Below are 20599 nucleotides of genomic sequence, written 5' to 3'. Positions count from 1 at the left end.
GATAATAGGGCTTTGCATAGGCGTGACCGAAGTGAGAATATAAAAACACCATTATGTCAACCTTTACCACGGCTTTCGTCGTCCGCAGTCGGGGTTTCTGGAGCCGGTAGCGTTACTTTTTTATAGAATCACAAACAATCAACGGTTGATTATGTCTCAGCGAATGCAGCAGGGTCAGCCCATGATCATCCTGGGCGAAGACTCCCAGCGCACACAGGGGAAGGACGCGCAGTCGATGAACATCTCGGCAGGGAAGGCGGTCGCCGAGTCCGTCCGGACCACGCTGGGTCCGAAAGGGATGGACAAGATGCTCGTCGACTCCGGCGGGTCTGTCGTCGTCACGAACGACGGCGTAACGATCCTCAAGGAGATGGACATCGACCACCCCGCGGCGAATATGATCGTCGAGGTCTCCGAGACCCAGGAAGACGAGGTCGGCGACGGGACCACGACGGCTGTCGTCGTCGCTGGTGAACTCCTCGATCAGGCCGAGGAGCTCATCGAGCAGGACGTCCACGCCACCACCATCGCACAGGGGTACCGCCAGGCCGCAGAGAAGGCCAAGGAGATCCTCGAGGAGAACGCCATCGAGGTCTCCGAGGAGGACCGCGACACCCTCGTCAAGATCGCCGAGACGGCGATGACCGGCAAGGGCGCCGAATCCTCGAAGGACCTGCTGGCCGAACTCGTCGTCGACGCCGTGGTCGCGGTCGCCGACGAGGAGAGCATCGACACGGACAACGTCTCCGTCGAGAAGGTCGTCGGCGGCTCGATCGACAACTCCGAGCTCGTCGAGGGCGTCATCGTGGACAAAGAGCGCGTCCACGAGAACATGCCGTACGGCGTCGAGGACGCCGACGTCGCGCTGTTCGACGGTGCCCTCGAAGTTCGCGAGACCGAGATCGACGCCGAAGTCAACGTCACCGACCCCGACCAGCTTCAGCAGTTCCTCGACCAGGAAGAAGAACAGCTGAAAGAGATGGTCGATCAGCTCGTCGACGTCGGCGCTGACGTGGTCTTCGTCGGCGACGGCATCGACGATATGGCCCAGCACTACCTCGCGAAGGAGGGCATCCTCGCGGTCCGCCGCGCGAAGTCCTCCGACCTGAAGCGGCTGGCCCGCGCGACCGGCGGCAACGTCGTCGGTTCGCTCGACGACATCGAAGCCGACGACCTCGGCTTCGCCGGCTCCGTCGCCCAGAAGGACATCGGCGGCGACGAGCGCATCTTCGTCGAGGACGTCGAGGACGCCAAGTCCGTCACGCTCATCCTCCGCGGCGGCACCGAGCACGTCGTCGACGAACTCGAGCGCGCCATCGAGGACTCCCTCGGCGTCGTGAAGACGACGCTCGAAGACGGCCAGGTCCTGCCCGGCGGCGGCGCCTCCGAGACCGAACTCTCGATGGAGCTCGGCGAGTTCGCCAGCTCCGTCGGCGGCCGCGAGCAGCTCGCGATCGAGGCCTTCACCGAAGCGCTGGACGTCATCCCGCGCACCCTCGCTGAGAACGCCGGCCTCGACCCCATCGAGTCGCTCGTCAACCTCCGCAAGGAGCACTCCGACGGCGACTTCGCTGCCGGTCTCGACGCCTACACCGGTGACATCGTCAACATGGAGGACGACGGCGTCGTCGAACCCCTCCGCGTCAAGACGCAGGCCATCGAGTCCGCCACCGAGGCGGCCGTGATGATCCTCCGCATCGACGACGTCATCGCCGCTGGCGACCTCAAGGGCGGCGGCAGCGACGACGGCGGCGACGAAGGCGGCGCACCCGGCGGCGCCGGCGGCATGGGCGGTATGGGCGGCATGGGCGGTATGGGCGGCGCAATGTAAGCGTCCTCTCAGGAAAACGCCTACACCACACCCACGACCCTCTGCCCGAACCGCGCGCCGAACGTCCGCAGGCACTGACTTCTTTTATTGCGACCGCGATACGACGAGCGACGCTGCGATAGCGGCGCAGAAAGGCTTTGTCGGTCGGGCGTGAATGATCGGCCGATGGGCGATCCGGCCTGCTACAGAGCGGCGTGTCCAGTGTGCGACGCGCAGGTGACGATCGTCGACGAGGAGTGTCCGGAGTGCGGGCAGCGAATAGAGATCCGGAGGGCGTGACGGACCGCGTCGGTCCTCACTCGGTCCGGTCGATGTCGATCTGTTCGCGGATGGCGGCCAGTTCTTCGGAGTCGGCTAACGCTTCGACCTGCGTCCGGAAGTGCCGCTCACAGAGCCCGACCTTGATTCCGTCCTTCTCCGCGGCGTACGCGGCGTCCCGGTCGCAGTAGTGGCACTTCATACACCCTCTTTGGTGCCGCTCGGGGTTTAACTCTATGCTCCCGGCTATCTACACCGAGAACGGCGTCAGACGCCCGACAGACGGGCGGCGAACGGCTCGAAGGCCGACCGTGGCGGTCCGGTCACGCCCAGCGTCCGGTCGTGGGCGTCCGAGCCCCCAAGTCGAAGGAGCGCTGCGTCCTGGGCGATTTCGTCGACGAGCGCACCGTCTTCGCGGTCGGCGCTAGAGTCGCTGTAGGGGTAGTAGCGCTCGACGGCGTCGAGTTCGCGGGCGCGCGCTAAGGCACTCTCGGGGTCGGGATAGCGGAACGGGTGTGCGAGTCCGACGACCGCACAGGAGTCCCGCAGGGCGTCGACTCCCGCCGAGAAGGAGGGAACGTATCGCTCGACGTAGCAGGGACCGTCGTTGCCGATCAGGTGTTCGAACGCGCCGTCGTAGTCGTAGGGAGCGTCGCTCTCGTCGATCGCGCGGGCGATGTTCGGTCGTCCGATGCCATCGCGCAGTTCCACGTCGAGGTCGACGCCGAGACGCTCCTCGGCGCGCGCGACGATCTCCGCGCCGCGGCGCTTCCGGTTCTCCTGGATGCGTCTGGTCACCGACAGGATCGACTCGGTTGCTTCGACGCCGTACCCCAGGAGGTCGAGCCGCTGGTCGCCGGCGTCGACGCGGAGTTCGATCCCGCGAACGATGGTGACGCCGTCGTGCGTCGTCACTGGTGCGTCCAGTTCCGGGTGGATCCGGTCGTGGTCCGTCACGGCGACGACGTCGACGCCGCCGTCGCGGGCGACCGCTGGGAGCTCGGGGACCGTTAGCGTCCCATCGGACGCAGTGGTGTGAACGTGGAGGTCCGCCGCCGGTGAAATGTCGGCTGCCGAGGTCGCGTCGTCGCGTTCCCGTGTCACGTCGGAGAGTCGGCGGTGCCGTTTCAAAGCCCTTGCGCCCCGTGTGAAATGTACCCGCGATAAGACTATCCGTGACAAGAGTCCCCGTGAGAGCCAACCACGGTTAAAGATGATTAAGGAATTTAGAGACCTCATATTCCATCATAGAAAACCATTAAGAATACCCAGCACTCAGAGTAGAGTGTAATGCGCTTGAACCGCACCGGCGATCTCATCGGCGGTCACGAGTTCCCGGCCACGACCGAGGACCTCATCGAGGCGTACGGCGACCAGACTATCGAACTCCCCAACGGGACCGCGCGCCTCGGAGACGTACTCGCTCGTGCGGGCTCTGAGACCTACACCAGCGCCGACGACGCCCACTCGGCGCTCCTCTGTGGCCTCGGTCACGAGGCCATCGGTCGCCGGTACTACAGCGATCGAGACGCCTACGCGACGGGCGAGGAAGGTCCTCAACAGGTGTCCTTCTGAGATAGAGACGTAGCGCGACAGACGACTTTTTTCGAGGTATTCTACAGGCTGAGCAGGCCGAATGCCTCGGGGTCAAGCCCCGAGGCGGTTCACACAGGCACGTCGAGCGGGACGTTCCCCTTCGTGTAGCCTTCGACGCGACCGGACGGCCTGAGTCGGAAGACCACGGCCGGCCGGTGGTGCACGTCCGGCCGCTCGGCGAGTATCGACTGCCACTCGTCGTCGGGGAACGACGAGCAGTCGACGAAGAGGACGACGCCGCCGCCGTGTTTTTCCAGTTGCCCATCGGACTTCGTCGCTGCCGTGTCGCGGACGGCCGCGATCGGCGTGCCCGCGCGACGCTGTCCCGTCGGCGTCGGCCGCGTCACTTCGACGAGGACGGACTCGTCGTCGCTTTCGGCCCGGTAGTCGATAGCGTGCCCCGTCGACACTTCGATCTCCGGTTCGATGTCGTAGCCGTCGTCGACGAGGAGGTGACCAGCGTTGAACTCCCCCATCGCGGCCGTCATCCGCGTGAGATCGAGGTACTCGGAGGTGCCGAGTTTGCCGGCCATCACCTCCCGCCAGTCGTCTAAGACGCGCGTACGGAGGAACGACTCGTAGAATTCGAGGGCCTCCTCACGAGTGACGTCGGGGAAGCCAGCGGCGTGTTCGTCGAAGAACTCGCGGGTCGTCTCGCGGCCGTCTTTCGAGAGGAAGACCGGCAGGAAGAACCACGAGAGGTGCGGGTACGGTTCGAGCCACGGGCTCTCCTCGTGCAGTTGTGCGGTGAGCTCTCGCGTGGCCCACCGTGAGACGTCGTCGGGGATCGCCTCGAAACTGTACTTCTCCGTGCGCCAGAGCGCCTCCGGCGTCTCGGTATTCCCGAGCCAGTAGGCCTCGTCGTCGTTCCACAGAAACAGCGCGATGTCGCCGTTGTCCATCTCGAATCGCTCGCCCGAATATCGGGCGGGCTGTTTGAACCACGGACTGCGACGGGTCGCACCGAGATTCCGGTCTAGATCGCGATAAATTTGTCCGACCACCCGGCCCTCCGTCCAGCGGCTGGGGGCGTGTCGAAAGCGTAGTGGGCGTGCCACACTGTACAGTAGCGGTTCAATCGGTTTATACTGTCGCCTCGGAGCGGCCGAGAGTTGTCACGGCGTCGAAACCACGAGGAGAAACCCCCAGACGGCGATACATATATGTGGGTGACACTCTCACGGTATGATGTACCATGTCGATGGGCGCATACGACGACGACGAACACGAGCGTCGTGAGCGGAAGAACGGTGCAGTCGATACGGATTTCTCCGACGACCGGACAGTGTATCAAGGGTCCGTAGAGTACGACTCCGGCGACTCGACAGAAGCGCTCCTCGACCAGTTCAAACAGTTGCAGGGCGAGTGAGGCCGGGCGACGCGGGGTGAGCGTCGCCGACGCCACTCCTCCGTTCTGCCGAGAGGAGCTGACCTTACCCTTCGAGCGGAGCGGCCGTCACGCGAAGCGTCGCCATCGCCGCTAGAGAGACGACGGTGACTGCGACGATGTGGCCGCCGACGGCCAGTAGCAACACCGGCCTATCGAGGACGAACGGGACCATCGCGAGTTGCGTCAGGCCGAAGACGACGTTGAGCGCGTCGAGACGACGGAGTCGGTGCGCCGTCTCGGCGTCGAACGAGTAGCGCCACGAGCGCCACAGCGCGACGACGGCGGCCCACCACGAGGTGCCGATGCGGTAACAGAGGTCCCAGAGGATCAAGAGCGTGAGATACACGACCGGGATCGGCGGGTCGGGACCGAACAGCCACTCGAAGAGCGTCGGATCGGCGGTCCGCGGGTCGAAAACGAACAGATGCGTCACGAGTGCGACGAACGCGAGAATCCCGAGTACGACCTCGATGCTCGACCCGAACAGCAGACGACGATACGGTTCCGGGAGGTCGAGGCGGCGCGTCCGTCGCCCAAACTGCCGCATCACGCCGCTGCCGACCGCGGCGACGGCGACGGCGACCGTTCCCGGCAGGACGGCCGTCCAGAGGTCGTAGTACCACGCGAGGACGAGCACGCCGGTCTGAAAGATCGCCAACTGGATCGCGATGGCTTGCAGGTCCGAGAGGTCGATCCCGGGGACGGCACCGACGATGCTCTCGTAGACCCAGGTGTCGCCGTACCGCTCGACGCCGCTCTCGTAGCGCGGATTCGGCCGGGCCATCACCGATCGAGCGGCCGAACGGTCGGTTCGGAGACGGTCCCGCCGTCGGCCGTCGGCGTTTCGCCCTCGTCTCCGGCGACCGTCGCGCCGCCACGTCCCTCACGGGTCGTCGCTTCGGCCTGAAGCGCTTTCCTGATGGCTTCGTCGAACGGTGTCAGATCGACGTCGACGAGCGACTCGATCCGGTGATCGCGCACGACGACGGGGTTCTTCAGCCCCTCGATCAGAGGACGGGCGACCGGTGCCGGAACGTCCGTGACCAGTCCGATCCACAGCGAAGAGAGTTTCGGGGAGAGGATCGGCACCGGAACGATCGTGGGGGCGCGCCCGCGCTGACGGCCGACCCGGATCAGGATCTCCCGGTAGGTCAACACGTCCGGGCCGCCGATCTCGTAGGTTTCATCCGCTGTCTCGGGCACGTCGAGAACGCCCACGAGGTACGCGATGGCGTCGTCGACGAATATTGGTTGACACTTCGTCTCGACCCAGCGCGGCGTCACCATCACCGGGAGGCGCGAGGCCAACTGTTTGATCATATCGAAACTCGCAGAGCCCGCGCCGATCAGGATCGCGGCCCGCAGCGTCGTGAGCGCGTACTCGCCCTCGCCGAGGATGTTCTCGACTTCCCGCCGCGAGCGGAGGTGCTCGGAGAGTCGGTCCCGTTCCTCGCCGAGGCCGCCGAGGTAGACGACGCGCTCGACGCCGTGTTCGGAGGCGGCGTCGGCGAAACTCCGCGCGGCCCGCCGGTCGCGTTCCTCGAAGTCGGCGCCCGAGCGCATCGAGTGGACGAGGTAGTAGGCGGCGTCGACGTCGAGCGCCGACTCGAAGCTTCCGGGCTCGAGGAGGTCGCCCTCGACGACCCGGACCTCCGGCGGCGCGTCGTACCGCGATGCGTCCCGAACGAGCACCGTCACGTCGTGACCGGCGTCGAGAAGGGCGGGAACGAGACGGCCACCGACGAACCCGGTCGCACCCGTTACGAGAACTCTCATACCGATGAATGGATCCGTAGCTTGTTAACAGTTCTCGCCGCTCGTCGGACGACTGCGGAAAACAAGAGACGGCTACGCGTCGTCGATTGCGTCCCAGCCCGGCGTCTGCGGCGCGCCGCGTGACACCTCGACGTCGTCGCCGGACGGCGGGTCACTCGCCCGTTCACCGGGGGCTCCGGCGGCCTCCGTCCACTCACGAATCGCTTGTCCGGCCCACGAGTCGGCGTCGAGTACGTCCGCGGTCGCGGCCGCGGCGCGCCCGTCGTCGACGGAGAGCGACCCGGGATGGGACCCCGCGGCGGCCCCGACGAACGCCGCGCGGTCCGTGTCGGTGAGTTCGCCCCGCTGCATCCGGTCGACGACGCCGTCGAGGTCGTCGGGGTCGGGGTAGCCGAACACCTTCGCGCCAATCGCCTGCGGCCCGAGCAGCAGGCCGCTGTACTCGCCAGGGGCGTCGTCGAGCAGCCGTTTCCCGTCGTGCTCGGCTTCGACCCGTTCGCACTCGGTCTCGACGCCGAGGTCGAGGTTGTGACTCGGATACGCCGAACACTCCTCGGGGTAGAGGTCGCCCTCGTGGATTCGACACTGGAGCGTCTCGGGGTCTAAGAACGCACAGGCGGACAGCCACCGCGGTTCGGTCCCGAACGGGGCGACGGGCTTCGGTGGTTTCCGCAGGCCGACGAAGAACGCCGGACGTCCGTCGATGGCGGCGAGCCGAACGCCGTCGACGACGACGCCGGGCGTCTCCTCGTCGACGCGCCAGAGCCGCGGTGTCAGAACGTCGCCGAGTCCGCGCTCGACGAACCGTGCGACCTCGTCGCGCGTCAGGGGTACGAGGTTGTACGCGTCGTCGAGCGGTTCGCCGGGACCGCGCCGCTCGTGATCGGACGGGGAGTCGGCGATCGGTCGCCAGTCGAGACAGCAGCCGGCGCAGTTCTCACAGTTCAGTTCCATCGTTGATCACTCCGGGTCGTCAGCGTCGAGGTCCTGATCGGGCTGTGGCTCCGGGGCCGATCCCCCGGCGGTCTCGTCTTCGACGGTCACCGATTGCACGTCTGCAGTTTCGCCGTCCGAATCCGCGACCTCTGCGTCCGGGTCGCGGTCGCGGACGACGAGCACGGGCGCGACCGCCCCCTCGGCGACGCGCTCGGCGTCCTCACCGAGCAGCACGGCGAGCAGCGACTCGCGGCCCTCACCCATCACGATGATATCGGCCTCGTCCGAGCGATCGACGATGTTGTGGATTTGCAGCATCGCGGTCGTCGTCTCCGTGGTGATCTGCTCGGCGGGAAGACCCCGTCCGCGGAGTCGCTCGGCTGCGGTGTCGACGGCACTCTCGGCGTCGAACTCCGAGCCCTCGCCGGCGGCGATTCCCCAGAGCGTCACGTGGCCCGCACCGCCGGCGAGCAGCGTCGCAACGAGATCCGCGAGCCGGCCGACGTCGATCACGCCGCGGATCGGCACGAGCACCTCCGAGATTTCGCCGGTCGGATTCGACAGGAGGATCGCCGTCGCGCCCAATTCGGCCGCGACGCGGTCGATCGTCTGCTCGCGGTCGTGGGTGAACACGACGCGCGTCTCCGGGTCGCCGCCGGCGTCGATGAACGACTGCGCGATGTCGTCGACGGCCTCCTGCGCCCGGTCTTCGAACTGCATACTCGCCTGCTCTGTCGGCGTCTGCTCCGGCAGGACGTGGTAGCCGAGGACGATCACGTCCGCCGGCGCGAGGAACTCGACGACCGTATCCGGGATCGTCTGTCCCTCCAACACCTCGACCGGGAGGAGGATCACCGGCGGTTCACGGATCACGAGGTCGGCGTCAATCAGGTCCTCACCCGGAAGATCACCCCACATCTACAGCACCCCCTTGAGTTGGACGTCGCTGGCGTAGTACTTGTACCATCCGGCGGATACGAGCATAATCGCGACGCCGACGATCTGTGAGGTCGGCTGCATAAACAGGATCAACCCCGCGCTCGCGACGGCGCCGAGTCCCGCGACGACGCGGTGAGCGGGCACGCGGAACGCCGGATCGTACCACTCGGGCTCGTCGCGACGCATCACGATGAGCGCGACGCACATCAGGCAGTACATCACGAGGTGGAGGAACGAGGCGACCTCGGCGAGCACCTCCACCTCGCCGAATGCGACCAATACCAGCACTGGTCCGCCGGCCATCGTCAGCGCGACGTGTGGCGTCCCGTAGCGGAGATTCATCCGACTCGCGAACCGGGGGATGATCTCGTCTTTGCTCACCGCGAACACCGCCCGCGACGTCGAGAGGATCGAGGCGTTCGCACTCGAAATCGTCGCGAGCAGCCCCGCGATGAGGATCGCGATCGCACCGGTCGAGCCGACGAAACTGCGCGCGACCTCGACGATGGCGGTCTCGCCGAACGAGGCGAGCGTCTCGCTCCCGAAAGCGCTGGTGGCGACGAAGATCGTCGCGACGTAGAGGATGCCGACGATCACCACCGACGCGACCATCGCCAGCGGGAGGTTCCGTCCCGGGCGCTTGATGTCGCCGGCGACAGTGGCCACCTGCGCGAACCCGAGATACGAGGTGAACACGAGCGCCGCGGTCGTGAACACCGGCAGCGGGCCGAACGGCGCGAACGTCTCCGGCGTGCTCGCGCGCCCGAACACGCCGAGGGCGTCCAGCCCACCGTATCCCAGAAAGAACACCAGAATCGTCAACAGCAGCCCGACGACGTAGTTCTGCAGCGCAGCGGCGTTCTCCGTGCCAAAGAGGTTCAGCGCGGTCAGGAATACGCCGAACAGGAGCGCGAACGGGATGACGATCGGGACGTTGCCGACGGCGACGCCGGCCTCCGCGAGGACCGCCGCGACGTAACTCCCGAAACCGACGAGGTAGAACGCCGTCGCGAAGACGAGTCCGAGCCAGATGCTGAGACCGACGACAGCGCCGGGGAGCGCGCCGAGCGCCCGGGAGATGAAGTAGTAGCCGCCACCGGATTTCGGCATCGCCGTCGCCAGTTCGGAAGTCGGGAGCGCCACGAGCAGCGCGATGACCGCGCCGATGCCGAAGGAGGCCGCTGCGGCCGGACCGGCACCGCCGGCGGCGAGTCCGGGGAAGACGAAGATGCCCGCGCCGATCATCGTTCCCACCCCGATCGAGATCCCTCCCGAGAGCCCGATCGTGCGCTCCAGTTCCGTCCCCGCTTCGGTGACAGTCGCCTCCTCGTCGTCAGCAGGCGGCGTTATCACCGGTGGCGTCTCGCCGGCGTGCGTGTCGCTGGCGGTGGCCGACGCGCCGTCGTAATCGCTCATTTCACACCAACTGTTCGACGGATGAACAGTAGAAGCCTCGGATATATCACATTAGTAACTGTAATCCGGAGACGGCACGCGGCGAGCGTCGATCCGACGCCACGCTCGCCGCAGGACGTATAGCCGTCGGCCACGTCGCTCCCCTATGACGAGCGAGCCTTGCGATGCGTGCGGTCGGTCGGTGCGGATCGCCGGTGGAATCGGCGACTTCTGGTCGTTCGAGACCGAGTCCACGGGCGGGATGACCCTCGAACTCGACGACGGCGGCGAGTACTTCCTGTGTCACGACTGCATCGCGCGCCTGCCTGACGACCGGGTCGTGACGAGCGAGGACGTCGAATCCCTCTGAAAAACGGCTCCTTGCGGACCAGATCGGCAGAACGGAGGAGTTCGTCGGTTCATAGGGGTATCGTACGTCCTCATAGAGATCTCGCCGTATCGGCCGGCGAGAATCTCGGAACAGGTACGATCACCTCGATCAGTACGCCGGCGATTCCGCGTCGATGACGCCGGCGAGATTCCCGAGTTCGCCGGTCAGGAGGACCGCGAGGTCGTCGAGAGTGACGATACCGGCGAGGTCACCGTCCTCGTCGACGACCGGCATCCGCCGGACGCCCTCGTTGCACAGTTGCGTCGAAAGCTCGAACAGGCCGGTGTCGGCTTCAACGGTCACCGGGTCCGTGCTCATCATCCGCTCGGCGTCCATCTCCTCGGCATCGAGCTGGTCGGCTGCAATTCGGATCGCGATGTCGCGGTCGGTAATGAGACCGACGGGCTCGTCACCCTCGACGACGACGACGCTGCCGACGTTCTCATCGCGCATCGTGGTCGCCACTTCGTGGACGGGTGTTTCAGGGGAGGCGGTTACGACTTCGTGGCGCATTATGTCGGAGACGGTCATCGGTCGAACACCATCGTATACACGACTCGGGAAGCAGAAAAGAAGGACATATCATTCTCAAATAATGAAAACTATTGTGTTTTTTGTACAATACTGTTGGAGTGAAGAGTGGGAGTGCAGAACAGCAGACGCGATGCGGGACGGCGTCTCCAGTACAGGTGGTGCTGTGTCGGGTCCCGTCTGAAGGTTTTTATCCGAGAGCGGCACAGGGTCGGGTGTGGACCCCGATCGGATCCCCCCGTCGTTTCCGGCCCCGAGCTTCCGCGGCGCACAAGAGCAGGCGCTCTCGGACATCCGAGACGCGTTCGCGGCCGGCAACGACGTCGTCCTCGTCCGCGCGCCGACCGGCAGCGGCAAGTCCCTCCTCGCGCGGTCGATCGCGGGCGCGGCGGCGACCACCGACGAAGTCGCGCCCGCGGAGGCGACTGACGCCTACTACACGACGCCGCAGGTGTCCCAACTCGACGACGTCGCAGAGGATCCGCTGTTGGACGACCTGAACGTAATCAGAGGCAAGTCGAACTACACCTGTATTCTGAACGGCGAAACCGACACGCCGGTCGACCGCGCGCCCTGCGTCCGACAGGCGGGCTTCGACTGCTCGGTCCGACACCGCTGTCCGTACTTCTCCGATCGGGCGATCGCCTCGAACCGTCGCATCGCGGCGATGACGCTGGCGTACTTTATGCAGACCGCGGGCTCGGACGTGTTCCGCAAGCGCGACGTCGTCGTGATCGACGAGGCGCACGGACTCGCCGAGTGGGCGGAGATGTACGCGACAGTCGATCTGAACCCCCGGACGGTCCCCGTCTGGGACGACGTCGGGATTCCCGACGTCACGGCCGCCGGCGACCCCGTCGAGCGGACCGTGCGGTTCGCTGAGACGCTCGCGGGCGTCTGCGAGCGCGCGAAAGACGAGTTGCTGCGGAAGCCCGAGTTGACGCCGGAGGAAGCGGCGCGGCGCGACCGCCTCCAGGAGCTCCGGTCGGAGCTCACCTGGTTCGTCGACGACTACCGAAATCCCGAGAGCCCGACGACCTGGGTTGTCGACCAGCCCGACGGCGAGGGGAGTCCGGTCACGATCAAACCGCTCGATCCCGCCAGGTATCTGCACCACACGGTCTGGGAGCGGGGGAACAAGTTCGCGCTCCTCTCGGCGACGATCCTGAACAAGGCGGCGTTCTGTCGGGGGGTCGGCCTCGATCCCTCGAACGTCGCGCTCGTCGACGTCGAGCACACGTTCCCGGTGGAGAACCGGCCGCTGTACGACGTCACGCAGGGGAAGATGACCTACGACCGGCGTGACGAGACGCTCCCGAAAGTGGCGCGGACGCTCGTGCGGATTATGGCGAAGCACCGGGACGAGAAGGGACTCGTGCACTGTCACTCGTATGCGATCCAGTCGGAGCTCCGACGCCGACTCGCACAGCTCGGGCTCGGGAGTCGCGTTCGGGCGCACGACCGCGAGGACCGCGACGCCGCCTTAGAGTCGTGGAAGGCGACCGACGATCCCGACGTCTTCCTCTCGGTGAAGATGGAGGAGGCGCTCGATCTCTCCGGGGATCTGTGCCGCTGGCAAGTCGTCTGTAAGGCCCCGTATCTCAACACGAACGACTCCCGCGTCGCCCGCCGCCTCGACGACGGCCAGTGGTCGTGGTACCGCCGGGCGGCACTCCGAACGGTCATTCAGGCCTGTGGGCGGGTCGTTCGCGCCCCCGACGACTACGGCGCGACGTATCTCGCGGATTCGTCGCTACTAGACCTGTTCGAGCGTACGCGAAGCGATATGCCCTCGTGGTTCCGCGACCAGGTGGATCGGTTGTCGACGCCGGACCTCCCCGAGTTCGATCAGGTGGCGGCGGGCGGACAGTCAGGATCCCGACGAACGTCGAGCGGGCGTCGGTCGTCGGCGCGCGATCGGACGGCGACCCGCACTGAGAGTCGCTCCTCGTCGGGTGGGTCGAATCAGTCGAGCGGAACCACGCGCTCGGGGAGTAACCGGGACACGTCCGAGTCTGACGACGAACAGTCGGACCACCCGCTGTCGGACGTGTGGGGCGATACGTAGTCGGCAGCGTAGATCTGACGGTCGTTAGAGGAGTAAGGACGCCCCGTAGGCGAACGACGAGCCGACCATCAAGAGAACGAGAATGAGCGCGAGCACCTGCTGTCGATCCATAGTGGGAGTACGCTCGCATCTAATTCAATTCTTTCGCTGTCCGGTCGCTCGCCTCGGCAGCATACATAGAGAGCGGAGATCGACGCGGCACATTGTGTGACTACACAGAGAATCCACGCGATACCGAAACGAATACATAATGAACGTTAATTTGGGTTTAAGATAGAACCCCTATATAGCGAAGAAGGATACATTTGTTTTGTATTAACACGCTTCTGTGATTGTTTGAGACAGTATCTCACAGAATACTTAACACCCTCAGTAGCGTGGTGATAATTGTCCGGCAATGTATACCCACGGGCTGAACACGGCGATGACCCTGTACCGGAACGGAACACTGACACTGTCGCAGGCGGCGTCGCGGGCGGGCCGCTCGAAGGACGCGTTCGAGACGGCACTCGTGCGGCACGGCATCTCGGTGCGGGAGAATCAGGCGCGGCCCGGACCAGCGGACGCGTCTGCGAGCGCAGACTAGCATACAGAGTTTCTACTGATCTAGCGAGGGTGAGAGCCGCAGCACCGTCTCCAGCACGTCGGCCTGCTCGTGGTCCGTCGACCGAGTCGTAGTCACTCAGAAGTCCCCGTGATTCCTCGTTCCGTAGTCGCTCCGAAGTGTCGGTGTTTTGGCCGGCGCTCGGTATCGTCGCCACCGTCCGCGTCGCCGCAACCGACGTTATTCGTCGCTGTCGACCGCGTCCTCGGGGAGCACGTGCAGTCCGGCGCGACTTTTCAGTACCGGCACGGCATCCGCGTCGGCGTCGACGTACGACGGGCGGGCAATCGTCTTCGACTCGTAGGTGTCGGGATCGAGCACCTGAATCGCGTACTCGTCCTCGACGGCGACGACGGTCGTCTCGTCCGCGTCGTCGACGGTCCCGAGTTGTCGCGCGTCGGGCGTCTCGCCCTCCTCGAAGGAGGCCTCGTACTGGTCGCCGGTCGTGAGTCGAACGCCCTTGAGGTTCCCGCGGACGCTCCGGACCAGCACCGGCCCGTCGTCGTCTTTTGGGTCGAGGACGTCGCCGGGCGTGAACTTCGGGAGGCGGACGGCGTAGGTCACCCGATAGACCTCGTTGCCGTCGCTGTCCTCGGTCACGAGCGTCGGGTACTCCTTGACGTGCCCGCCGAGTTCTCTGACGATCCGCTTTGCGACGCCGCCGCCCAACTGATTCGTCGAGATCTTGATGTCGGTGCCGTCGTCGGTCTCTTTCGTCTCCGAGATGAACGCGTTTCGGTCGCCGGTGTCCTCGCGCTCTTGGACGTACGACTCGGCGATCTCGACCGCCCGTGCCTCCTCCTCGGCAGTGGGCGTCCGATCGTCGGCTCTGACCTGTACGATGCTGGCGTAGTAGCCGCCGGCGATCCGCCCGCAGCGGTCACACGTCTGTCGCGAGATGAGGACCGGCACGGTTACGCTCTCCTCGCGGTAGGTGCCGCGGACGATGCCGCTGAAGGTGCAGTGCATCCGGATCGTGTTCTCGTCGACCTGCTCGGGTTCGACGCCCCAGCGGACGTCTTCGGCCTTCAGGTGGACGCCGAGCGCCTCCGAGACCTGTTCGACGGCCACGTCGGTGTAATCGCGCGCGCCGACGTCGACCCAGCGGTTCCCCTCGTAGACTGCGCCGCACTGCGAGCAGACGCGGACTTCGATCCGCTCGGGGGCGTCGACGAGGTCGAAGTCCTCGAAGTAACAGTCGTCACAGAGGACGGCGTCGCGCTCTCGGGGTTCCCCGGGTAGGGGTTCTGATCGCTCCGATACCGGGTCCCCACACCGCGGGCAGAAGTCTCCCGAACTCATCAGCCACCGTAGACGACGGAGGCGGTTAAGCGCGACGAATAGGCGAGCGTTCGAAGATGCGAGAGCGCGAGAGGCGACCGCACTGGGCGTCGGACCCACCCAGCCCCCAACACCGTTTATTACGCTGAAGGCATAGTCGGGGTATGGACTGGAAACCCGACTGGGGACTCCGGGGCCGTATGGTCCTGACGATGTTCCTGCTCTTCGCCCTCTATCTCGTCTTCGTGGGTGCGCTGTGGTGGACGGACTCGTTCTTCTATCTCCCGTTGATGGGCGCGTTCGTCCTCGCGCAGTTCTTCTTCAGCGACAAGCTCGCACTCTACAGTATGGGCGCAAAGAAAGTCTCAGAGGAGGAGTACCCCGAACTGCACGCGACGGTCTCACGCCTCAGCCAGCAGGCTGACCTCCCAAAACCCGCAGTCGCCGTCGCCGACTCGCGTGTCCCGAACGCCTTCGCCGCCGGTCGCTCGCAGAAGAAATCGACGGTATGCGTGACGACCGGGCTCCTCCGGACGCTCGACCGCGACGAACTGGAGGGCGTGATCGCACACGAACTCGCGCACGTGAAGAACCGCGACGTGATGGTGATGACCATCGCGTCGTTCCTCTCGACGGTCGCGTTTATGATCGTCCGGATGGGCTTTTGGTTCGGCGGCGGCCGGGACCGCCAGGGCGGAGGTGGCGGCTTCCTCGTCGCGATCGTCGCATCGCTCGTCGTCTGGATCGTCTCGTTCGTCCTGATCCGCGCGCTCTCGCGCTACCGCGAGTTCGCCGCCGACCGCGGCGGGGCGCTCATCACCGGGAAGCCCTCGGCGCTCGCGTCGGCGCTGCTGAAGATCGACGGTCGGATGGACAAGGTCCCGAAGGAGGACCTCCGCGAGCAATCGGAGATGAACGCGTTCTTCATCGTCCCGCTGAAGAGCGACGTCATCGGCAAACTGTTCAGCACCCACCCCGCGACGGAGAAGCGCGTCGACCGCCTCCGCGACCTCGAACGCGAACTGGAGACGCGGTAAGATGACCCGGACAGAGAGGCTCGGTGGGGCGGAGAACGGAGGGATCAGCTGATGGGCCTGTTCGATACGATCCGAACGGTGCTCGGGACGAACGCCGAGGCGGACGCGACCCGCGACGCCGATCCCGAGGACCTCTTCGGGATGAGCACCGCCTACGTGACGATGGAGGCCGACCTCGGCTTCCGCTCGGTCGGTGCCGCCGCCCTCTGTTTCTCCGGCGTCGATAGCACAGACTTCGAGGCGGCGGTCGACGAGGTCGAGGCGATCCTTCGCGCGGGCGAGGAAGAGACCGGGACGACCTTCGATGTCCGCGAGGACAGCCACGGCTGGGAGTGGGTCGTCCTCCGCGACGACGACCCCGAGGATCTCGTAACGAGCGTCCACTTCGCCGCCGACGAGTTCGTCGAACGCGGCTACGGCTCGCGGCTCCTCGCCGCCGTCTTCGGGTTCGAACGCGGCGGCGGGAGCGGCGAGCGCGCCTACTGGATCTACTCGTTCCGGCGAGGGTCGTACTACCCCTTTGCCCCCCGCCGCGGAAAGGAACGCGAGCAACGCCTGGAGTTCAAACTGGACTCGGTCCTCGACGGCGAACTGGAGATCGAAGACGACGAGTCCTACTGGTATCCGATGTGGCCCGACCGCGACGGCGGCCACCCCTGGGAGTGAGATCGGGCACGCTGGCGGCGTTCCCCGGGGCTATTTGACGCCGTCTCCTGTAGTACTACCGCGATGCCCTCCAGTACGAGTTCGCCGACCAGGCGACGCCTCCTTCGATCGACGGCTGCCCTCCTCGGAGCGGGTGCCCTCGCCGGATGCGGGGGACACTCCGGTGCGTCCGGCTCAAGCACCGTCAGCGGCCCCGGCGCCGAACCGCCCGCAGATGCGCTTGTCGATCCGACCGCCGTGAAACTCCGGAACCCGGAGCTGAAACCGGCCGTGTCGACCGGGACGGAAACAACGACGAAGTCTGACGACCAGACCGAGACGCCCATCGACGACTGGCGGCACACCCTCGTCGGCGACGCCGAAACCGCAGCGTCGCTCTCGTTCGCCGACGTCGACGGCGCCGACGAAGCGAAAGCGCTCCTCGAAGAGACAGATTTCGAGTCGCAGTCGGTGTACGTCGAACGACACGCGATCGGCGAGTGTTACGAGCGGCGGCTCTGTTGGGTCCGCTGGACCGAGAACGAAATCGAAACCGACTACGCACGGATCCTCCGCGACGCCGACGTGGCCTGCGAAGCCGACGCCCGAGACGTCGTGACCTACCTGATCCGGATTCCAGTCGCATTGGACCCAGAGCAGGTGAACAGCTACAGTTCGGGAAGCGGGAGCGGCCCCTGTCGGACGCCCACAGACGGGGAGGTGAAACGATGACCCGTTCCTCACGCGGACGCCGCCTCGACCGGCGGCGCTTTCTCGCGGCCTCGAGTGCCACTGGTCTCGCGCTGCTCGCCGGGTGTACGGATCGGATTCCGATCATCGGCGACAGCCGACAGATGCTCGACGGCGACGCCCTCAGCGCGATTGCCGACGAGGAGCCGCCGACAGTTCCCGAGACGTTCCCCGTCGACATCGAGGCGTCCTTCACCGAACAGCATCGCACAGCGGCGCAGTCGAAGCTCGACTCCGTCCCCGCGCCGTTCGACGAGGAGGAGATTCCGAACGGCGTGATCCGAGAGCGCCTCAACGACGACTACGACTACGCGAGAGAGTCGCTCCAGCAAGCCGACGCCGCGCAGACGCCGTACTCCCGACTCGAGCACACGACTCGCGCGCGAGCGACCAGCCGTCAACTCCAGGCCGCCTGGGGCGCCATCGAGTCCGATCTGACCCGGTCGGATCTCGAAGCGGAGGTACCGCAGATCGAAGACGACCTCGACGCGTTCGTCTCCGGATGGTCCTACGTCGGCGACGACCCGGTTCGCGCTGCGGTCGTCCACGCCGAAATCGAAGGCGAGATCCGCGGATCCCGGCGCTGGCTGGCGATACATCCGGAGGAGTACGCGAGCGCTAGCGGACAGTCGCTCGAACTCGGCGAGATGGCGTCCGACCTCGAATACGCCCGCGTCAGCGTCGCGGTGGCGTCGTACTTCTTCGATCGTTTCCGGGGAGATCTCGGAGAGCAGGTGGATCAGGAGTCCCGCTTCGAGCGTGCACGACGGAAACTTCGAGAACGTCTCCAGCAGGAGGCCGGGTCGCTCCCGCGCGAAGACATCGACGATCCGACCGAGTTCGTCGACCGCGACGTCGACGAGACGGCCGGCGTCCGGGCGCTCGCGGAACTCGCTCGGGACGCGCGAAGACGTGTCGACGATACGGACGGCAGTGACGACGGCCCACGGCTCGCGATCGAACTCCTGCTCGCGTCGCGTGCGCTCGCGCACCTGGAGGCATACCAGTCCCTCCGCGAGCGGATCGAGAACGGCGACGACGTCGCGATCGACGACGCAGAAGACGTGACGGCGCTTCGCTCGGACGCCGTCGCGGCCATCGAGGGGGCACGCGAGACCGAGCAGGCACAGTTGCTCGTGCGCGCCACACTGCCGCGGTTCGCCAACGAGATCCGCTGGGCCGACGAGCGGTTTGCGGACCTCTCTGGATCGGTCTCTGCGGAGTCGGTGACGTACGACGCCGTCGACTACGTCGTCGTCGCCGAACTCTGCCGCGCGCTGCCGTCGGCGAGCGCTGACGTGGCGGCTGTGCTTCGGGAGTCGTAGGCGGGGCGACGACACAGCCGAACTCGTTACGAGCCCCAAATCGTCACGAATCCCGTTCATCCGGTATGAATCCTCTCCCACGCGAGCACCGGGAGTCGCTGCAGTGCGGCGTTTTTACTTTCACTTTGGTGTTAACGAGGGTTTATGTGCAAGTGGGACCCAGAACCGGATACGATGCCAGAAGACGATCTCGAGAGCCTTCCTGGAGTGGGGCCGGCGACGGCAGACAAACTGACTGAAGCGGGATTCGAGAGCTATCAGGCGATCGCCGTCGCGAGTCCGGGCGAGATGTCTAACACGGCCGACGTTGGCGAATCGACCGCGGCCGACATCATCAACGCGGCCCGCGAGGCCGCCGACATCGGTGGCTTCGAGACGGGAGCGGCTGTGCTCGAACGGCGCGAGCAGATCGGGAAGCTCTCGTGGGGGATCCCCGAGGTCGACGAGCTCCTCGGCGGCGGGATCGAGACGCAGTCCATCACAGAAGTGTACGGCGAGTTCGGGGCCGGGAAGTCGCAGGTGACCCACCAGATGGCCGTCAACGTCCAACTGCCGCCCGAGCACGGCGGCCTCGGCGGGTCGTGCATATTCATCGACTCCGAGGACACGTTCCGTCCCGAGCGGATCGACGATATGGTTCGCGGCCTCGACGACGAGATCATCGCCGACCTCCTCGAACGGCGCGAGATCGAGGGCTCGCCCGGCGACGACGAGACGATGGCGGACCTGCTCGATAGCTTCCTCGATCACATCCACGTCGCGAAGGCGTTCAACTCCAACCACCAGATCCTCCTGGCGGAGAAAGCCAAGGAGCTCGCCCGCGACAACGAGGAAGCGGAGTTCCCCGTCCGCCTGCTCTGTGTCGACTCGCTCACCGCGCACTTCCGCGCGGAGTACGTCGGTCGTGGCGAACTCGCCGAGCGACAGCAGAAACTCAACAAGCACCTGCACGACCTGATGCGCATCGGCGACCTCTACAACACGTCCGTGCTGGTGACGAACCAGGTCGCCTCGAACCCCGACTCGTACTTCGGCGACCCGACCCAGCCGATCGGGGGCAACATCCTCGGCCACACCTCGACGTTCCGTATCTACCTCCGGAAATCGAAGGGCGACAAGCGTATCGTCCGCCTCGTCGACGCGCCGAACCTCGCCGACGGCGAGGCCGTGATGCGCGTCCAAGACGGCGGTCTCAAGCCCGAATAAAACGACCCAGCTCTTTTAACAACGAAGCGGTGCGATTCGCGCACCCGAGTCAGCAAAAAGGTGGTTAGTCGTCCTCGGTTGTCGTCTCCTCGATGTCGACGTCGCCTTCGTGGATGGCAGCCCCGTCTTGGGCCACCTGTCGCGCGAGGACAGCGCACTTGATCCGCATCGGCGAGATGTCGACGCCGAGCATATCGGTGACGTCGTCGGTGCCCATCGCTTCGAGTTCCTCGAGCGTCATCCCGCGGAGCTTCTCCGAGAGCATACTCGCGGAGGCCTGGCTGATCGCACAGCCGTTCCCGGTGAACGACACGTACTCGATGGTCTCGCCGTCGTCTTCGAGTCTGACGTTCATCGTGATCGTATCGCCGCAGGAGGGATTTTCTCCGGTGTGAGAGAAGTCCGGATCGGACATCTCGCCCTTGTTCCGGGGGTTCTTGTAGTGATCCAGAATCTGCTGCCGATACATATCCGAGCCCATTCCCATTGTTGGCGGCTGTAAGGTGGTGCAGCGCAAAAGGGTTCCGCCGGGGACGAATGTCTCGCCGCCCGTCGCTGCCGTCGCAATATTCGTGTCCCACGTTCGGAAGAGGGACGTCGATTCGATCGCGTTGCCGACGAGGATATGTCAGCCGTTTTT

22 protein-coding genes are annotated in these 20599 nt (G+C 65.6%); 11 read left to right on the top strand and 11 right to left on the bottom strand.

The window, feature by feature from the left end; genetic code table 11:
* Positions 1-181 precede the first annotated feature (181 nt).
* Entirely contained in the window at positions 182-1831 is a 1650-nt protein-coding gene (thsA, locus tag RBH22_RS12520; protein WP_306677708.1) for a thermosome subunit alpha, read from the top strand.
* Positions 1832-2126: 295 nt separating this feature from the next.
* Here the strand turns inward: thsA and RBH22_RS12515 are convergent, their stop codons facing one another.
* Positions 2127-2291, bottom strand: a complete 165-nt coding sequence (locus tag RBH22_RS12515) for a DUF6757 family protein (RefSeq protein ID WP_175454563.1) — start codon at positions 2289-2291, stop codon at positions 2127-2129.
* 65 nt (positions 2292-2356) lie between these two features.
* Entirely contained in the window at positions 2357-3193 is an 837-nt protein-coding gene (locus RBH22_RS12510) for a PHP domain-containing protein (RefSeq protein WP_306677662.1), read from the bottom strand.
* Positions 3194-3379: 186 nt separating this feature from the next.
* Between RBH22_RS12510 and RBH22_RS12505 the strand changes: the two genes are divergently transcribed.
* Positions 3380-3664 carry a DUF2795 domain-containing protein gene (locus RBH22_RS12505; RefSeq protein WP_121568678.1) on the top strand — a complete coding sequence of 95 codons (285 nt, stop codon included), beginning with the start codon at positions 3380-3382 and terminating at the stop codon, positions 3662-3664.
* Positions 3665-3753: 89 nt separating this feature from the next.
* Here RBH22_RS12505 and RBH22_RS12500 read toward each other — a convergent pair whose 3' ends face one another.
* A complete protein-coding gene (locus tag RBH22_RS12500) occupies positions 3754-4743 on the bottom strand; it encodes a DUF5784 family protein (RefSeq protein WP_256288632.1) in 990 nt (329 codons plus the stop codon).
* A gap of 143 nt (positions 4744-4886) precedes the next feature.
* Here RBH22_RS12500 and RBH22_RS12495 point away from each other — a divergent pair, with 143 nt between their 5' ends.
* Positions 4887-5054, top strand: a complete 168-nt coding sequence (locus RBH22_RS12495) for a DUF5786 family protein (RefSeq protein ID WP_306677707.1) — start codon at positions 4887-4889, stop codon at positions 5052-5054.
* Positions 5055-5118: 64 nt separating this feature from the next.
* Here RBH22_RS12495 and RBH22_RS12490 read toward each other — a convergent pair whose 3' ends face one another.
* From RBH22_RS12490 to RBH22_RS12470, 5 genes are all read right to left on the bottom strand, one after another.
* A complete protein-coding gene (locus RBH22_RS12490; RefSeq protein WP_256288630.1) occupies positions 5119-5859 on the bottom strand; it encodes a hypothetical protein in 741 nt (246 codons plus the stop codon).
* Positions 5859-6851, bottom strand: a complete 993-nt coding sequence (locus RBH22_RS12485) for an NAD(P)H-binding protein (RefSeq protein WP_306677661.1) — start codon at positions 6849-6851, stop codon at positions 5859-5861. The genes RBH22_RS12490 and RBH22_RS12485 overlap by 1 nt, the downstream gene beginning before the upstream one ends.
* A gap of 72 nt (positions 6852-6923) precedes the next feature.
* Positions 6924-7805 (bottom strand): YkgJ family cysteine cluster protein, encoded by an 882-nt coding sequence (locus RBH22_RS12480; protein ID WP_306677660.1) that lies wholly within the window; start codon positions 7803-7805, stop codon positions 6924-6926.
* A gap of 6 nt (positions 7806-7811) precedes the next feature.
* Positions 7812-8705, bottom strand: coding sequence for a universal stress protein (locus RBH22_RS12475; RefSeq protein ID WP_306677659.1), 894 nt, complete (start codon positions 8703-8705; stop codon positions 7812-7814).
* Complete coding sequence (locus tag RBH22_RS12470) at positions 8706-10142, bottom strand: APC family permease (protein WP_256288626.1); 1437 nt, start codon at positions 10140-10142, stop codon at positions 8706-8708. It abuts the gene before it with no gap.
* Between the two features lie 145 nt (positions 10143-10287).
* Here RBH22_RS12470 and RBH22_RS12465 point away from each other — a divergent pair, with 145 nt between their 5' ends.
* Positions 10288-10491 carry a hypothetical protein gene (locus RBH22_RS12465; protein WP_121568685.1) on the top strand — a complete coding sequence of 68 codons (204 nt, stop codon included), beginning with the start codon at positions 10288-10290 and terminating at the stop codon, positions 10489-10491.
* A 129-nt stretch (positions 10492-10620) separates the two neighbouring features.
* Here RBH22_RS12465 and RBH22_RS12460 read toward each other — a convergent pair whose 3' ends face one another.
* The gene (locus tag RBH22_RS12460; RefSeq protein WP_306677658.1) at positions 10621-11043 is read right to left on the bottom strand and encodes a CBS domain-containing protein; all 423 of its coding nucleotides are present in this window, start codon (positions 11041-11043) and stop codon (positions 10621-10623) included.
* A gap of 217 nt (positions 11044-11260) precedes the next feature.
* On the opposite strand from RBH22_RS12460, the gene RBH22_RS12455 reads away from it, so the two are divergent.
* Both RBH22_RS12455 and RBH22_RS12450 read left to right on the top strand, forming a co-directional pair.
* Positions 11261-13111 carry an ATP-dependent DNA helicase gene (locus RBH22_RS12455; RefSeq protein WP_306677657.1) on the top strand — a complete coding sequence of 617 codons (1851 nt, stop codon included), beginning with the start codon at positions 11261-11263 and terminating at the stop codon, positions 13109-13111.
* A 397-nt stretch (positions 13112-13508) separates the two neighbouring features.
* Positions 13509-13697 (top strand): UPF0175 family protein, encoded by a 189-nt coding sequence (locus RBH22_RS12450; protein WP_306677656.1) that lies wholly within the window; start codon positions 13509-13511, stop codon positions 13695-13697.
* Between the two features lie 198 nt (positions 13698-13895).
* Here the strand turns inward: RBH22_RS12450 and RBH22_RS12445 are convergent, their stop codons facing one another.
* The gene (locus tag RBH22_RS12445; RefSeq protein ID WP_306677706.1) at positions 13896-15020 is read right to left on the bottom strand and encodes a 60S ribosomal export protein NMD3; all 1125 of its coding nucleotides are present in this window, start codon (positions 15018-15020) and stop codon (positions 13896-13898) included.
* Positions 15021-15160: 140 nt separating this feature from the next.
* On the opposite strand from RBH22_RS12445, the gene htpX reads away from it, so the two are divergent.
* From htpX to radA, 5 genes are all read left to right on the top strand, one after another.
* On the top strand, positions 15161-16033 hold the full coding sequence (htpX, locus tag RBH22_RS12440) for a zinc metalloprotease HtpX (protein ID WP_256288623.1): 873 nt from the start codon (positions 15161-15163) through the stop codon (positions 16031-16033).
* 51 nt (positions 16034-16084) lie between these two features.
* Positions 16085-16699: a hypothetical protein gene (locus RBH22_RS12435; RefSeq protein ID WP_306677655.1), complete on the top strand. Its 615-nt coding sequence runs from the start codon at positions 16085-16087 to the stop codon at positions 16697-16699.
* 63 nt (positions 16700-16762) lie between these two features.
* Positions 16763-17410 (top strand): hypothetical protein, encoded by a 648-nt coding sequence (locus tag RBH22_RS12430; RefSeq protein ID WP_306677654.1) that lies wholly within the window; start codon positions 16763-16765, stop codon positions 17408-17410.
* Positions 17407-18753, top strand: coding sequence for a hypothetical protein (locus tag RBH22_RS12425; RefSeq protein ID WP_306677653.1), 1347 nt, complete (start codon positions 17407-17409; stop codon positions 18751-18753). The genes RBH22_RS12430 and RBH22_RS12425 overlap by 4 nt, the downstream gene beginning before the upstream one ends.
* A 174-nt stretch (positions 18754-18927) precedes the next feature.
* On the top strand, positions 18928-19959 hold the full coding sequence (radA, locus tag RBH22_RS12420; RefSeq protein ID WP_256288619.1) for a DNA repair and recombination protein RadA: 1032 nt from the start codon (positions 18928-18930) through the stop codon (positions 19957-19959).
* A 64-nt stretch (positions 19960-20023) separates the two neighbouring features.
* On the opposite strand, the gene sufU is transcribed toward radA, so the two are convergent.
* Positions 20024-20446, bottom strand: a complete 423-nt coding sequence (gene sufU, locus RBH22_RS12415; RefSeq protein WP_256288618.1) for a Fe-S cluster assembly sulfur transfer protein SufU — start codon at positions 20444-20446, stop codon at positions 20024-20026.
* Positions 20447-20599 lie beyond the last annotated feature (153 nt).

The sequence above is a fragment of the Halobellus sp. H-GB7 genome (assembly GCF_030848585.1).
GTDB classification, from domain to species: Archaea; Halobacteriota; Halobacteria; order Halobacteriales; family Haloferacaceae; genus Haloquadratum; species Haloquadratum inordinatus.
Note: the sequence above shows the minus strand (reverse complement) of the source record. Positions and strands in the feature narration are given on the sequence as shown.

What these genes read in the sequence shown, in the direction of transcription:
- thsA (WP_306677708.1), top strand. Translation starts at nt 182, where the DNA reads ATGATCATCCTGGGCGAAGACTCCCAGCGCACACAGGGGAAGGACGCG.
- RBH22_RS12515 (WP_175454563.1), bottom strand. Translation starts at nt 2,291, where the DNA reads ATGAAGTGCCACTACTGCGACCGGGACGCCGCGTACGCCGCGGAGAAG.
- RBH22_RS12505 (WP_121568678.1), top strand. Translation starts at nt 3,380, where the DNA reads ATGCGCTTGAACCGCACCGGCGATCTCATCGGCGGTCACGAGTTCCCG.
- RBH22_RS12495 (WP_306677707.1), top strand. Translation starts at nt 4,887, where the DNA reads ATGGGCGCATACGACGACGACGAACACGAGCGTCGTGAGCGGAAGAAC.
- RBH22_RS12490 (WP_256288630.1), bottom strand. Translation starts at nt 5,859, where the DNA reads ATGGCCCGGCCGAATCCGCGCTACGAGAGCGGCGTCGAGCGGTACGGC.
- RBH22_RS12485 (WP_306677661.1), bottom strand. Translation starts at nt 6,851, where the DNA reads ATGAGAGTTCTCGTAACGGGTGCGACCGGGTTCGTCGGTGGCCGTCTC.
- RBH22_RS12480 (WP_306677660.1), bottom strand. Translation starts at nt 7,805, where the DNA reads ATGGAACTGAACTGTGAGAACTGCGCCGGCTGCTGTCTCGACTGGCGA.
- RBH22_RS12475 (WP_306677659.1), bottom strand. Translation starts at nt 8,705, where the DNA reads ATGTGGGGTGATCTTCCGGGTGAGGACCTGATTGACGCCGACCTCGTG.
- RBH22_RS12470 (WP_256288626.1), bottom strand. Translation starts at nt 10,142, where the DNA reads ATGAGCGATTACGACGGCGCGTCGGCCACCGCCAGCGACACGCACGCC.
- RBH22_RS12465 (WP_121568685.1), top strand. Translation starts at nt 10,288, where the DNA reads ATGACGAGCGAGCCTTGCGATGCGTGCGGTCGGTCGGTGCGGATCGCC.
- RBH22_RS12460 (WP_306677658.1), bottom strand. Translation starts at nt 11,043, where the DNA reads ATGACCGTCTCCGACATAATGCGCCACGAAGTCGTAACCGCCTCCCCT.
- RBH22_RS12450 (WP_306677656.1), top strand. Translation starts at nt 13,509, where the DNA reads ATGTATACCCACGGGCTGAACACGGCGATGACCCTGTACCGGAACGGA.
- htpX (WP_256288623.1), top strand. Translation starts at nt 15,161, where the DNA reads ATGGACTGGAAACCCGACTGGGGACTCCGGGGCCGTATGGTCCTGACG.
- RBH22_RS12435 (WP_306677655.1), top strand. Translation starts at nt 16,085, where the DNA reads ATGGGCCTGTTCGATACGATCCGAACGGTGCTCGGGACGAACGCCGAG.
- RBH22_RS12430 (WP_306677654.1), top strand. Translation starts at nt 16,763, where the DNA reads ATGCCCTCCAGTACGAGTTCGCCGACCAGGCGACGCCTCCTTCGATCG.
- RBH22_RS12425 (WP_306677653.1), top strand. Translation starts at nt 17,407, where the DNA reads ATGACCCGTTCCTCACGCGGACGCCGCCTCGACCGGCGGCGCTTTCTC.
- radA (WP_256288619.1), top strand. Translation starts at nt 18,928, where the DNA reads ATGCCAGAAGACGATCTCGAGAGCCTTCCTGGAGTGGGGCCGGCGACG.
- sufU (WP_256288618.1), bottom strand. Translation starts at nt 20,446, where the DNA reads ATGGGAATGGGCTCGGATATGTATCGGCAGCAGATTCTGGATCACTAC.